This is a genomic window from Nonomuraea sp. JJY05 (assembly GCF_043496855.1).
GTDB lineage: Bacteria > Actinomycetota > Actinomycetes > Streptosporangiales > Streptosporangiaceae > Nonomuraea.
In genome coordinates, this window is record NZ_JBIEIS010000007.1 from 136,129 (window position 1) to 148,930 (window position 12,802).

Below are 12,802 nucleotides of genomic sequence, written 5' to 3' on the forward strand. Positions count from 1 at the left end.
GCCACGCAACGTCATCGGGCGAGCGCGAAGTCCTTGATCCGCAGGTCACCCTTGAACACGAGGTACAGGTTCCCGCCGCCCGCCTTGACCGTGGCGGTGGCCGTACCCCACTGGTAGACGCCGCCGGTCGCGGGCACCTGGACGGTGCCCAGCAGGGCGCCGGTCGGCGAGCCGGAGCGCAGCTCCAGCGAGCCGCCGCTCACCGAGGACACGCCGGCCGTGAAACGGGAGCCGAAGGAGGCGCCGGTGAAGGAGATCCAGTCCCCCGCCGACCCTTCCACGGCGTCGCCGCCGGCCTTGGTCTCGTCCGCGAACGTCACGCCCGCGTAGTCGTCGAAGTCCATCGCCCGCGTGGTCTTGGCCAGGTCACGCACGGGGATGGTCTCGCCGGAGACCCGCAGCGTGGTGGACTGGCGGATCTTGTCGGACGCCGAGCCGACGAGCACGTCGTGGGTGGCGCTCTCCACGGCCCACTTGCCCCGCGTGTAGTCCCAGACCGCCAGGTCGGACTTCTTCAGGTTGAAGGTCACCGTACGGCTCTGGCCCGGGTTCAGCGTGACCCGCTGGAAGCCGCGCAGCTGCTTGACCGGCTGCTTGAAGCGGGACTCGCGCTGGTGGGTGTAGAGCTGGACCACCTCGTCGCCCTTGACCTTGCCGGTGTTGGTGACCTTGACGCTCACCTTGTTGCCCTGGACGGCCAGTCCCTGGTAGCCGAACGAGGTGTAGCTCAGGCCGTGCCCGAACGCGTAGAGCGGCTTGTCCTTCCCGTACAGGTACGTCATCCCGGTCTTGGCCAGGTCGTAGTCGTAGATGCTCGGCAGGTTGTCGGTGGCGGGCCAGGTCTGGGTGAGCCGGCCGGCCGGGTTGACGGCGCCGAAGAGCACGTCGGCGACGGCATGGCCGGTCTCCGGGCCCGCGTGCGTGGTCCACAGCAGGTTCGGGGCGTCCACGATGACCGGGTAGCTGGTCTCCAGGACGACGACCGTGCGCGGGTTGGCCTTGCGCACGGCCTCGATCAGCCGCCGCTGCCCCTCGCCGAGCTGCAGGTTGGAGCGGTCGTGGACCTCGCGCCCCGCGACGAACGGGTTGCTGCCGACCACCACGACCGCCACCTCGGCCTTGGCGGCCTGCGCGGCGGCCTCGGCGACGCCGTCGGAGACGACCTCCTTGCCGAACTTCGCCGCCTGCTCCTTGGTGCCCAGGCCGAGCGTGCCGTCGGCGGAGACCGTGACGTAGGGCTCGGGCAGGCCGTACCAGCCATCGCCGGTCTCGTAGCCCGCGTACCTGATCAGGTAGCTGCCGTCGGCCTGTGCCTGGAGCTCGAATTGCTGCTGCACGTACCAGCCGTGGGGCTGGTCGTCGTCGGTGTCGAGCGAGCGCCAGTCGCCGCCGAGCAGCTTGCCGTTGCCCGCGTTGCGCAGCGTGGACACGCCGCTGGTCCAGTCGGTCAGGTCCCACTCGGAGGCCGCGGTGGGCGCCGTGTCGGCCAGGGCCGCGTTGTCGTCGGGCCCGGTGCCGGTGGCGGTGATGTACTTGCCGGAGGCCAGGTGCTTGAGCGCGATCCGCTCCAGCCCGGTGCCGGTGCTCACGTCGGCGACGCGCTCCTTGATCCCGTCGAGCGGCGTCACCTGGTACGGCATGGTGCCTCCGTACCAGTCGTGGTACAGCGTCCCGGCCAGCGGCCCGACGACGGCAGCCGACTTCGGCCCCTTGAACGGCAGGGCGCCGGAGTTGCGCAGCAGCACCGCCGCCTTGCCCGCCGCCTCCCGGTTGAGCTTCTGGTTGGCCGGGCTGTTGATCACGTCCTTGGTGATCTTCTTGTACGGCCCGCCGTCCGGGTCGAAGTGCCCCAGCCGGGTGCGGATGGTCAGGACGTTCCGTACGGCCCGGTCCACATCGGCCTGCGTGATGAGCCCCTTGTCGAGGGCGGCCGTGAGGTGCTCGGCCAGCGGCCCGGGGTTGTTGTCGTCGATGGTGAAGCTGTCGAGCCCGGCCTTGAGCACCGCGGCGAAGGCCTCGGGCTTGGTGTCGTAGTACTTCTCCAGGTCGGTGAGCGCGTGCGGCCCCCAGGCGTCGCTCACGTTGTAGAGCGTCTTGTCCGTCCACGACCTGACCGTGGTGCCGAGGTCGGGGTTGACGTGGTTGGGCCGCCCGTTGACCAGGTTGTACGACGCCATGACCCCGGTCGCGGCGTTGGCCGAGATGGCCGCCTTGAAGGCCGGCTCGTAGTACTCGTGCTTGAGCTTCGGCGTCAGGTTGGAGGAACTGAGGCTGCGGTTGGTCTCGTTGTTGTAGGCGAGGTAGTGCTTCAGCACGGGCGCGGTCTTCAGATAGAAGGGGTCGTCGCCCTGCAGGCCCTTGCCGTAGGCCGTGGAGATCGCCCCGGTCAGGAGCGGGTCCTCCGAGTAGCCCTCTTCGTTACGGCCCGCCCGCGGGTCACGCAGCAGGTCCACGACGGGCGCCCACACCTGTAGGCCCCACACGGTCGGGTCCACGGCGTTGTAGCCGCGGGCCTCGTCGCCGACGGCGGAGCCCACCTTCTTGATCAGCGCCGGGTCCCACGTGCTGGCCAGCCCCACGGCCTGCGGGAACATGGTGCCGCTGGCGAGCTTCTGGCTCCACTTGTCGTTGAAGTCGTTGGACCAGGCAACGCCGTGCAGCGCCTCTGTGCCGTTCTTGTGGTAGGCGATGCCCAGCCGCGGGATGGCCGCCTGCGACTGGTGCAGCAGGCCCAGCTTCTCCTGGAGCGTGAGCCGGCCGAGCAGGTCGTCGACGCGCTGCTCCACCGGCAGGGCCGGGTTCTGGAACGGGAAGCCGTCGGCCTGCGCGGGAGGTACGGCCAGCAGCGAGGCCGCCAGCGTGAGAGTGGCCAATAGCGGGATTTTTCGCATCAATGGTTCTCCATCACTTGATGGCGCCGACCGTCACACCTCGGGTCAGCGTGCGCTGGAAGATCAGGAAGAAGGCGACCGCCGGCAGGAGGCCGAGCAGCGCCGAGGCGCTGGACATCGTGGCGTCCATGTACTTCTCGCCCTGCAGCACGGCGAGCGCGACGGGCACCGTCTGGGTGTCGTTCGAGATCAGGAAGATGAGCGGTAGGAAGAACTCGTTCCAGGTCCAGATGAAGAAGAAGATCAGCAGCACGTTGAGGGTGGGTCTGCTGATCGGCACCACGATCCGCCACAGGGACCGCAGCCGCCCCGCGCCGTCGATCGCCGCCGCCTCCAGGATCTCCTTCGGGAACTGGCCGAGGACCGCGCTCAGCAGGTACGTGCCGAACGCCGCCTGGATCACCGTCATGACGATGATCACCGACAGCTGCGTGTCGTACAGGCCGACGGCCTTGGCCATGTAGTACAGCGGGTAGGCCAGCGCCTCCTGCGGCAGCGTGTTGGCCACCAGGAACAGCGCGAGGATCGACAGCCGGCCCTTCACCCTGCCGATGCCCAGCGCGTACGCGTTGAGCACCGACAGCACGACGGCGAGCACGGCCACGGACGCGCTGATCAGGAGGCTGTTCCAGAGTTTCGTGCCGAAGTCCACCCGGTTCCAGAAGTCGACGAGCCCCTGGAGGTAGAGCCCGTCGGGCAGGCTCAGCGGGCCGTCGGAGCTGTACTCGGCCGGCGACTTGACCGCGTTGATCGCCACGATCGCGAACGGGAACACCATCGCGACCGCCAGCACGACCAGCGAGAACAGCACCGCCCAGCGCCCCGGGCCCCTCATTGCTCACGCTCCTGGACCCGCAGGAACAGGAACGTCACCACGATGATGATCAGCGCCAGCACCGTGGCGATCGCGGAGCCGTACCCGACGTTGCTCTTCTGGAAGAAGTTCAGGTACGAGAAGTACGACGGCACCATCGTCGCGTTGCCGGGCCCTCCGCGGGTCAGCACGAAGATCGGCCCGAACACCTTGAGCGCGGCGATCGTACACGTCAGCAGCACCACGAAGATCTCCGGCCGGATCTGCGGGATCGTGATGTGCCAGAATCTGCGCCACCACGAGGCCCCGTCGATCTCGGCCGCCTCGTAGTAGGCCGGGTCCACGCGCTGCAGGCCCGCCATGAAGATCACCACCGGGTATCCGAGCTGGAACCAGACCATGACCGCCATGACCGTGGCCAGCGCCAGGTCGGGATCTCCGAGCCAGTCGAGGTCGAGGCCGAAGATCTGGTTGATCGCGCCGTACGACGGGTGCAGCATCCAGCCCCACACCACGCCGGCCACCGCCACCGGCAGCACCTGCGGCAGGTAGTACATGGCCCGCAGCGCCGAGGCCGTGCGCGCTCCGAACTTCTTGCCGATGTAGTCGAACAGGGCGGCCGCCAGCACGAGGCCGATCGCGGTCGGCACGATGGCCATGGCCACGATCAGCCCCACGTTGTGCTGGAACGACTGCCAGAACCGCTCGTCCTTCAGCAGCCTGGTGTAGTTGTCGAACCCGATCCACCTGGGCGTGCCGACCCCCGACCAGCGGGTGAAGCTCGCGCCCACGTTCATGAGGAACGGCACGACGATGACGACCAGGAACAGCAGCAGGCTGGGGACCAGGTAGAGCCAGTATCCCCTCGTGCGTACCCTCATCTAGTTGCCAATGTCGGCGAGGTTGTCCTCGTACGGCTTGGCGATCTCGTCCAGCACCGCGGCCGGGGCCTTGCTGCCGTTGATGAGGTTCTGGATCCCGGCGACCAGCACGTCGTAGTAGCCGGGCGCCGGCCAGTCGGGGTAGAAGGCCAGGCCGTCCTGACTGGTGAGCTTGTTAAACGTCTCGATGAGCTCCTTGCTCTTGGCGTCGGTGATCGCGGTCGGGTCCGCGGCCACGGGGACGCCGCCGGAGTTGCCCAGCAGGTTCTGGATGTCCTTGCTCATCGTGATGTCGATGAAGTCGTAGGCCAGGTCCTTGTTCTCCGACTTCTCGGGCACGACCCAGAGGTTGCCGCTCGAGCCCGGGGACATCGTGGCGCCGGGGAAGAGGAAGTGGCCCCACTCGAACTTCTTGATCTCCGAGGCGAAGCGGCCGTACCACCAGCTACCGCTGATCATCATGGGGAACTTGCCGTTCATGAACGCCACGCCCATGTCCTCGGCCTTCAGCCCGGACGAGTTCTTGGCGATGTAGCCCTTCTTCACCCAGTCGGCGAAGGTGTCGGCGCCGTAGGTGAACTCGGGGCCGTGGAAGTCGACCTTGCCCTTGTAGGACTGGAAGGCCTCCAGCCACGGCTTCTGCGCCTTGGTCAGCGCGAGCTGGTAGAAGATCTGCTGGGCCGGGTACTCGGCGCCGGCGGTGCCGATGGGGGTCACCCCGGCCTTGACGAACGTGTCCATCGCGGCCGTGAACTGCTCGAACGTCGTCGGCACCTGGACCTTGTGCTTGTCGAACAGGTCCTTGTTGTAATAGACCATCACGAACTCGCCGTAGTTCGGCACGCCGTACCACTTGCCCGAGCCCATGACGCCGCGGTCGTCGTACTTCGCGGTGGTCTGCAGGCCGCCGGGCAGCAGCTTGTCCCAGCCGCGCTTGGTGGCCTCCTCGCTCAGGTCGGTGAGCAGCCCCTGCTTGGACAGCAGACCGGCGGTGGCGTTGCCCTTGTTGTACTCCATGATGTCGGGCGCCTCGTCGGAGTTGAGCACCATGCTCGCCGTCTTCTGGATCTGTTCGAAGCCCTTGGCCTCGAACTTGATCTTCACGTTCGGGTGCGACGCCTCGAATTTCTTGATCGCTTCGGTCCACGCCTTGCCCATGGCGCTGTCGGCCGACTCGTAGTGCCAGAGTTTGAGAGTCCGCGGCTGGTTGCTGCTCTGGGCGGACGGAGCCTCCGAGCCGCCCGAGCCGCACGCCGACAGGACCAGGACCGCGACGGCGAGCGCCGCCGCGGCTCTTGACTTCACCATGATCCCTCCAGGGGGTGTTACGAAATTTCGGCCCGCGCGGGAGCACCGGCCACCGGGGCTATCTCGACCCCGGTGACGCGCTTCGGGCCGGTGACGGCGACGCGCAGCACATCGCCGTCCCTTGTGGCGACGGCGACCGTCACGCCGTCCGCGTCGTGGATTTCCGCAGTCGCGTCGCCGCCCCCGAAGGCGACGAGAGTGATCTCGGCCGGCACGTCCACCGTGTCCCCTGGGTCGGTGACCATCGGGATGAGCGCGCCGTGCCGGACGAAGAGGGGGATCTGGTCGAGCGGCTTGCCGACCGTGACGTAGCGGGAACCTTCCAGCACCTCACCCGTCCAGTAGTCGACCCACGTGCCGCGCGGAAGGTACACCTGGCGGGTGCCCTCGGGCGCGATCATGGGGGCGACGAGCAGGTCCCGGCCGAGCAGGTACTGCAGGTCGGCCTGCCAGGCCACCGGGTCGTCGGGGTAGTCCACGCACAGGGCCCGCATCATGGGCGCGCCGGTGCGGGCCGCCTCGACGGCCGCCGTGTAGATGTAGGGCATCAGCCGGTAACGCAGCTTCAGCGCGCTGACGGCCTGCTCCTCGACGGCCGGGAACTCCCACGGCTCGCGGGTGGTCGTGCCGTGCAGGCGCAGCAGCGGGGAGAGCGCGCCGAACTGGGTCCAGCGCACGTACAGGTCGTCGGTGGGCCGGCCGGTGAAGCCGCCGGCGTCGTGGCTCCAGAACGGCACGCCGGACAGGCCGTGCGCGAGGCCGCCCCTGATCGTGCTGCCCATGGCGGCGTAGCTGGTGTAGGTGTCGCCGCCCCACTGGGCGCTGTGGCGCTGGCCGCCGAGGTAGGAGGAGCGGGCCCAGACCAGCTCGTGGCCGTGCACCTCACGGGTCACGGCGGCGACGGCGTCGTTGAACAGCAGGGTGTAGACGTTGTGCAGGTCGGTGCCGCTCATGCCGTTGAAGGCCACGGAGTCGGCGGGCACGCCCTCGGCGAAGTCGGTCTTGAACGTGTCCACGCCCTGGCGCAGGAGGTCGCGCAGCAGGCCCTGGAACCATTCGACGGCCTGCGGGTTGGTGAGGTCCACGATCCCGCACGCCGGGAAGGAGCCGTGCCAGCAGTCGGCGACGTAGGTCTCCCCCGCCTGATTCTTCAAGAAATATCCGGCATCAGACGCCTGCGCGAAGGCCGGGCTCAGGTGGGAGATATACGGATTCATCCACAGACAGACCCGGAACCCCATCCCCTTGAGCTCGGCCAGCATCGCGTCCGGGTCGGGGAAGTTCACGGGGTCCCACTGCAGGTCCGACCAGTGCCCGTCGCTCTGCCAGTACGTGTCCAGGTGCAGCACGTCGCACGGGATGCCGCGCTCCCTGATCGTCCGTGCCCTGGCCAGCACCCGCTCCTGGCTGTCCACGCAGAACCCCGAGGAGATCCACGTCCCGAACGCCCACTTCGGCGGCAGCGAGGGGCGGCTGGTCAGCAGGTCGTAACGGTCCAGCACCTCCGACGGCGTCGGCCCGGCGATCACGTAGTAGTCCATCACGTCGTCCGGCACGAGGATCTGCACGACGCTGTGCGTGGACTGGCACACGTCGAACTCCGTCGGGGCCCCGCTGTCGACCAGCACCCCGTAGCCCTTGCTGGAGACGTACAGGGGGATGTTCTTGTACGCGCGCTGCGACTCGGCGCCGAAGGCGTCGAAGTTCCACATGAGCGGGCGCTGGCCGCGCTTGTCCAACCGTGTGAACGACTCCCCGAACCCGCTGAAGGCCTCGTCGGGCGCGGCGGCGAAGCTCTCGTGGTAGGCGACGGGGCCGTCGTTGACGCTGGAGCGGCCGAAGGGCAGCGTACGCAGCCGTCCGCTGATGTCGGTGTGCCCCCGATCCTGCTCGACCAGCGTCCTACCGGTCGCGTCCGTGAACCTCAGGTGCCACGGCGCCAAGCTGATCTCGGCCCGCAGCGAGCCCGCGTCGATCACGATCGGCTCGCCCGGCGCGACCCCGGCACGTGCCCCTGGATACGTGCCGGGGGTCACCAGGGAGATGGCCCCTTCCGAGCGCGGCCTGGCGGTCGCGTCCTCCGACAGCCGCACCCGGATGACTCCCTCACCGGCCACTCCCACCTGGACGACCAGCGTCTCCTCCGCCGTGGTGACCGCTTTCACCATCACCTCGGCGCCGTCGGCCGCGACCAGCTCCGCGGTGGTCACCGCCGACAGACCACCCTCGCCTCGCCCGCGAACCGGAAGCTCGGGCGGATCCGCGACGAAGTACTCATGCGCGACCAATGGGGGGCGATAGGGCATGGAAGCTCCTTATGAACAGCTGCGCCAAACTCGTGAATTAGTTTGCTGTCCATACCAACAAACGTCAACGGTATCCGCCCCATCACGTCCCCAAGTCAAGAGAGACACAGGTCACATCCGGTGGGTGTTACATCTCCGCCGGGCCGTGTGTCTTGGGGGTGAAAACAGCAGACAGAAGGAACGGAAAGACATCATGAGCAAGGTCTGGTTCGTCACCGGTTCGTCGCGCGGCCTCGGCCGCAACTTCGTCGAGGCCGCCCTGTCCCGGGGCGACAAGGTGGCCGCGACCGCGCGGACCACCGGAAGCTTTGACGAGCTGGTCGCCGCCTACGGCGACGCGGTGCTCCCGCTCGAGATGGACGTGACCGACAAGGCCGCCGTCTTCGAGAGCGTGAAGCGGGCCAAGGAGCACTTCGGCCGTCTGGACGTCATCGTGAACAACGCCGGTTACGCCCAGGTCGGCGCGATCGAGGAGCTGACCGAGCAGGAGCTGCGCGACCAGATGGAGACCAACGTGTTCGGCGCGGTGTGGGTGATCCAGGCCGCGCTGCCCTATCTGCGCGAGCAGCGCTCGGGGCACATCATCCAGCTGTCCTCGGCGGCCGGGGTCATCGCCATGCCGCTCGGCGGCGCGTACCACGCCTCCAAGTGGGCCCTCGAAGGCTTGAACGAAGCCCTCGCCGGCGAGGTCGCCGACTTCGGTGTCAAGGTGACCATCATCGAGCCCGGCGGCTTCGCCACCAGGTCCGGCAAGAACCCGGACCCGCTCGCCAACGGCCACATGGCCCAGGCCGACCCGGCCTACGACGGTCTCCGCCGGCGCCTCGGCGCGATCGCCGGAAAGCAGCCCGCAGGCGACCCCGCCGCCGCGGCCCAGGCGCTCCTCAAGCTCGTCGACTCCGACAATCCGCCCCTGCGGGTGCTCTTCGGCCAGGGCTTCTACCCGATGATCCAGCAGGCCTACGCCGACCGGCTCAAGACCTGGGCCGACTGGCAGGATCTTTCAGCACAGGCGCAGGGCACGCCGGCCGCCGGCACCCAGCGCTCGGCCACGGAGAAAGACGACAGATGAGCGATCAGACCACCAACCCGGCGACCGAGACCTTCCTCTCCTACCGCAACCTGCTCTTCACTGTCGCCTACGAGATGCTCGGCTCGGCGGCCGACGCCGAAGACGTCCTGCAGGAAACCTGGCTGCGCTGGGTCAAGGCCGATCTGGATCAGGTGCACGACCAGCGCGCCTACCTGATCCGGATCACCACCCGGCAGGCGCTCAACCGCCTGCGCAGCATGAAGCTCCGCAGGGAGGCGTACGTCGGCTCCTGGCTGCCCGAGCCGCTGCTCACGACGCCGGACGTGGCCGAGGACGTCGAGCTCGCCGAGAGCGTGTCGATGGCGCTCATGCTCGTCCTGGAGACGCTGTCGCCGACCGAGCGCGCCGTCTTCGTGCTGCGCGAGGCCTTCGCCGTCGGCTACGACGAGATCGCGGCCGCCGTCGGCAAGAGCCCGGCGGCCGTCCGCCAGATCGCCTACCGGGCCCGCCAGCACGTCGAAGCCCGCCGCCCGCGCGAGGCGGTCTCCCCGAGCGAGACCCGGGCGGCCCTGGAGTCGTTCCGGCGCGCGCTCGAAGCCGGGGACCTGCAGGGGCTGCTGGACGTGCTGGCCCCCGACGTCGTCCTGGTGAGCGATGGTGGCGGCATCAAGCAGGCCGCGCCCCGGCCCGTCGTCAGCGCCGGCAAGGTGGCCCGCTTCATCGTCGGCGGCATCGGCAAGGCCGGCGTCGCGCTCACCGGTGAGCCCACCGTGGTCAACGGCAGCCCGGCACTCATCCTCCGCGTGGACGGCGAGATCGACGGCGTCGTCGCGATCGGTGTCGGGGACGGCCGCGTGACCGGCCTCTACTACGTCCGCAACCCGCACAAGCTGACCCGCATCGCGTCCGAGACCCCGCTCACCCTGCACTGAAGAGACCCATGACCGGGAGGTCGTTCATGACGAAGAGCGTTACCGGCCTGCAGTTGCCGGTCGAACGCGGCTGCCCGTTCGCCCCGCCGGCCGAGTACGAACGGCTGCGCGAGCAGGCGCCGATCAGCAAGGTCCGCCTGGCGAGCGGCACTGAGGTGTGGTGGGTGTCCGGGCACGAGGAGGGCCGTGCCGTCCTCGCCGATCGCCGCTTCTCCTCCGACCGGCGCAAGGACGGCTTTCCGCTCTTCAACGTCGATGCGGAGACCCTGGAGCAGCTCCGCAGCCAGCCGCCGTTGATGGTCGGCATGGACGGCGCGGAACACGCCGCGGCCCGGCGTCCGCTGATCGGCGAGTTCACCGTGAAGCGGCTGGCCGCGCTGCGCCCGCGGATCCAGGCCATCGTCGACCGGTTCGTCGACGACCTGCTCGCCACCGGCCATCGCCCGGTCGACCTGGTGCAGGCGCTGTCCCTACCGGTGCCCTCACTGGTCATCAGCGAACTGCTCGGCGTGCCCTACACCGACCACGACTTCTTCCAGAGCTGTACCGCCGTGGCGGTGCGCCGGACCTCCTCGCCGCAGGACCGCCGGCGAGCCTTCGCCGAACTGCGTGCCTACATCGACGACCTGATCACCCGCAAGGAGGCCGAACCCGGCGACGACCTGTTCAGCCGGCAGATCGCCAGGCGACGCCAGGAGGGCACCCTCGACCACGCGGACCTGGTGAGCATGGCCTTCCTGCTGCTGACCGCCGGCCACGAGACCACGGCGAACATGATCTCGCTCGGCGTGATCGGGCTGCTCACCCGCCCCGAGCAACTGGCCCTGATCACGGCCGACCCCGGCAGAACGCCCCTGGCCGTGGAGGAACTGCTGCGCTACTTCGCCATCGCCGACACGGTCGCCGCCCGGGTGGCCACCGAGGACGTGCGGATCGGTGGGGTGAGCATCAAGGCCGGCGAGGGCGTCATCGTCTCCGGCCTGTCGGCCAACTGGGACCCGGCGGTGTTCAAGAATCCGGCCGAACTGGATGTCGAGCGCGGAGCCCGCCACCACCTCGCCTTCGGCTTCGGCCCGCACCAGTGCCTGGGCCAGAACCTGGCCCGGATGGAACTGCAGATCGTCTTCGACACGCTGTTCCGCCGCATCCCCACCCTGCGGCTCGCCGTACCGGTCGAGGACCTGCCGTTCAAGACCGACGCCGTCATCTACGGCGCCTACGAACTCCCGGTCACCTGGTGACCGGCCCTGCTGCCGTCAGGGTTTGAAGGCGGCCGCGTGCTCCTGCGCCCAGGTGGCGAACGTGCGGCCGGGCCGCCCGATCAGCCGCTCGAGGTCCGCGGTGACCTCGGTCGGAACGCCGTCGTTCGCGCGCTGCCAGTCCAGCAGCGCGTCGGCGAGGGGGCCGGACACGTAGTCGGCCATCTCCGCCTTCCACTCCTCGCGGGTGACGTGCCGGATGGCGATGTCCTGGCCGGTCACCCGGCCGAGGATGTCGATCTGCTCGGCGCAGGTGATCGACTCGGGGCCGGTCAGCGCGTAGGTCCGGCCGCTCACGGCGGGGTCGGTCAGGACGGCGGCGGCCGCTTCGGCGAGGTCGGCCTCGTGGATGGGATCGTTGTAGGACCCCGGGTAGGGCAGGCTCACCGGGGCACCGGCCTTGATGGGCCAGGCCCAGGCCATGGCGTTGCCGGCGAAAGCGCCAGGACGCAGCAGCGTGCTCCGGACGGGGGCGGCGGTCAGGGCCCGCTCGACGTCGAGGTGGGGCCTGGCCAGCGGGTGGGTCTCGGCGTCCGGGGCGAGCACGGCGGACGACGAGAGCAGCACGATGTGCTCCACTCCGGCGGTGACGGCCTCCTTCACGAAGGCGTCGATATGCGAGGGCTCGGCGTACAGGAAGATCGAGCTGACACCCGCGAGGACGCCGGGGAAGGTGGCCGGGTCGGTGAGGTCGCAGGTGGCGATCGACGGGTCGCCCGGACGGCTTGAAGCAGGGCGGACGGGCAGGCCGCGCTGACGCAGGAGGGCGATGAGCTCGGTGGCGACAGCGCCACGAGCCCCGGTAACAAGAATGGTCATATCGGGACATGCCTTAAGATGTGAGCATGACGCAAAAAGTGCGTCACGCAAAGGTTGTGTGACGCACATAAATGTGAGGCATGGGACTGTCAGGTGTCAAACCGAGCCGAAACGCTGAAGCAGATCATGGACGAGAGCCAGCGGCACTACGCGGCGTACGTGCTGTTCAACCAGGCATTGGCCGACCACCTGCGGATTCACTCCACCGACCTGCAGTGCGTGGCGCTGCTGGATCTGGAGTCGGGGCCGGTCAGCACCGGCGAGATCGCGCGGCTGACCGGCCTGACGCCCGGCTCCGCCACCCGCCTGGTGGATCGGCTGGAGAAGGCGGGCCTGGTGGTGCGGCACCCGGACCCGGCCGATCGCAGGCGGGCCCTGGTCGCCCTGGCGCCCTCGGCGCAGGAGAGGATCGGCGCGGCCTGGGAGCTACCGGGCAAGGCGTTCGGCGAGGTGCTGGAGCGGTACAGCGACACGGAACTGACCGTCATCGCCGACTACCTGCACCGGGCCGCCGAAGTGGGCCGCGCCCAGGCCGATCGCCTCGCCAAGGAGAGCTGAA

At 68.8% G+C, this 12,802-nt stretch carries 10 protein-coding genes; 4 read left to right on the top strand and 6 right to left on the bottom strand.

All coding sequences use genetic code 11. The features are described 5' to 3' along the window. Positions 1-11: 11 nt before the first annotated feature. The 5 genes from ACFKCF_RS12090 to ACFKCF_RS12110 are packed head-to-tail and all read right to left on the bottom strand — an operon-like array spanning position 12 to position 8,200. On the bottom strand, positions 12-2,891 hold the full coding sequence (locus ACFKCF_RS12090; RefSeq protein ID WP_394493089.1) for a glycoside hydrolase family 3 C-terminal domain-containing protein: 2,880 nt from the start codon (positions 2,889-2,891) through the stop codon (positions 12-14). Positions 2,892-2,904: 13 nt separating this feature from the next. Continuing rightward, positions 2,905-3,726 carry a carbohydrate ABC transporter permease gene (locus tag ACFKCF_RS12095; RefSeq protein ID WP_394493090.1) on the bottom strand — a complete coding sequence of 274 codons (822 nt, stop codon included), beginning with the start codon at positions 3,724-3,726 and terminating at the stop codon, positions 2,905-2,907. Continuing rightward, positions 3,723-4,586, bottom strand: coding sequence for a carbohydrate ABC transporter permease (locus ACFKCF_RS12100; RefSeq protein ID WP_394493091.1), 864 nt, complete (start codon positions 4,584-4,586; stop codon positions 3,723-3,725). Before ACFKCF_RS12100 ends, ACFKCF_RS12095 begins: the two co-directional genes overlap by 4 nt. Continuing rightward, positions 4,587-5,894: an ABC transporter substrate-binding protein gene (locus ACFKCF_RS12105; RefSeq protein WP_394493092.1), complete on the bottom strand. Its 1,308-nt coding sequence runs from the start codon at positions 5,892-5,894 to the stop codon at positions 4,587-4,589. A gap of 17 nt (positions 5,895-5,911) precedes the next feature. Continuing rightward, complete coding sequence (locus tag ACFKCF_RS12110; protein ID WP_394493093.1) at positions 5,912-8,200, bottom strand: TIM-barrel domain-containing protein; 2,289 nt, start codon at positions 8,198-8,200, stop codon at positions 5,912-5,914. A gap of 193 nt (positions 8,201-8,393) precedes the next feature. On the opposite strand from ACFKCF_RS12110, the gene ACFKCF_RS12115 reads away from it, so the two are divergent. The 3 genes from ACFKCF_RS12115 to ACFKCF_RS12125 are packed head-to-tail and all read left to right on the top strand — an operon-like array spanning position 8,394 to position 11,406. Next, on the top strand, positions 8,394-9,272 hold the full coding sequence (locus ACFKCF_RS12115) for an SDR family NAD(P)-dependent oxidoreductase (protein ID WP_394493094.1): 879 nt from the start codon (positions 8,394-8,396) through the stop codon (positions 9,270-9,272). After that, positions 9,269-10,165, top strand: coding sequence for an RNA polymerase sigma-70 factor (locus ACFKCF_RS12120; protein WP_394493095.1), 897 nt, complete (start codon positions 9,269-9,271; stop codon positions 10,163-10,165). The genes ACFKCF_RS12115 and ACFKCF_RS12120 overlap by 4 nt, the downstream gene beginning before the upstream one ends. Before the next feature lie 26 nt (positions 10,166-10,191). Beyond that, positions 10,192-11,406 carry a cytochrome P450 gene (locus ACFKCF_RS12125; RefSeq protein WP_394493096.1) on the top strand — a complete coding sequence of 405 codons (1,215 nt, stop codon included), beginning with the start codon at positions 10,192-10,194 and terminating at the stop codon, positions 11,404-11,406. Between the two features lie 15 nt (positions 11,407-11,421). Here the strand turns inward: ACFKCF_RS12125 and ACFKCF_RS12130 are convergent, their stop codons facing one another. Continuing rightward, positions 11,422-12,243 (bottom strand): NmrA family NAD(P)-binding protein, encoded by an 822-nt coding sequence (locus tag ACFKCF_RS12130; RefSeq protein ID WP_394493097.1) that lies wholly within the window; start codon positions 12,241-12,243, stop codon positions 11,422-11,424. 93 nt (positions 12,244-12,336) lie between these two features. On the opposite strand from ACFKCF_RS12130, the gene ACFKCF_RS12135 reads away from it, so the two are divergent. Continuing rightward, positions 12,337-12,801: a MarR family winged helix-turn-helix transcriptional regulator gene (locus ACFKCF_RS12135; protein ID WP_394493098.1), complete on the top strand. Its 465-nt coding sequence runs from the start codon at positions 12,337-12,339 to the stop codon at positions 12,799-12,801. The last annotated feature ends 1 nt before the right edge of the window (position 12,802 follow it).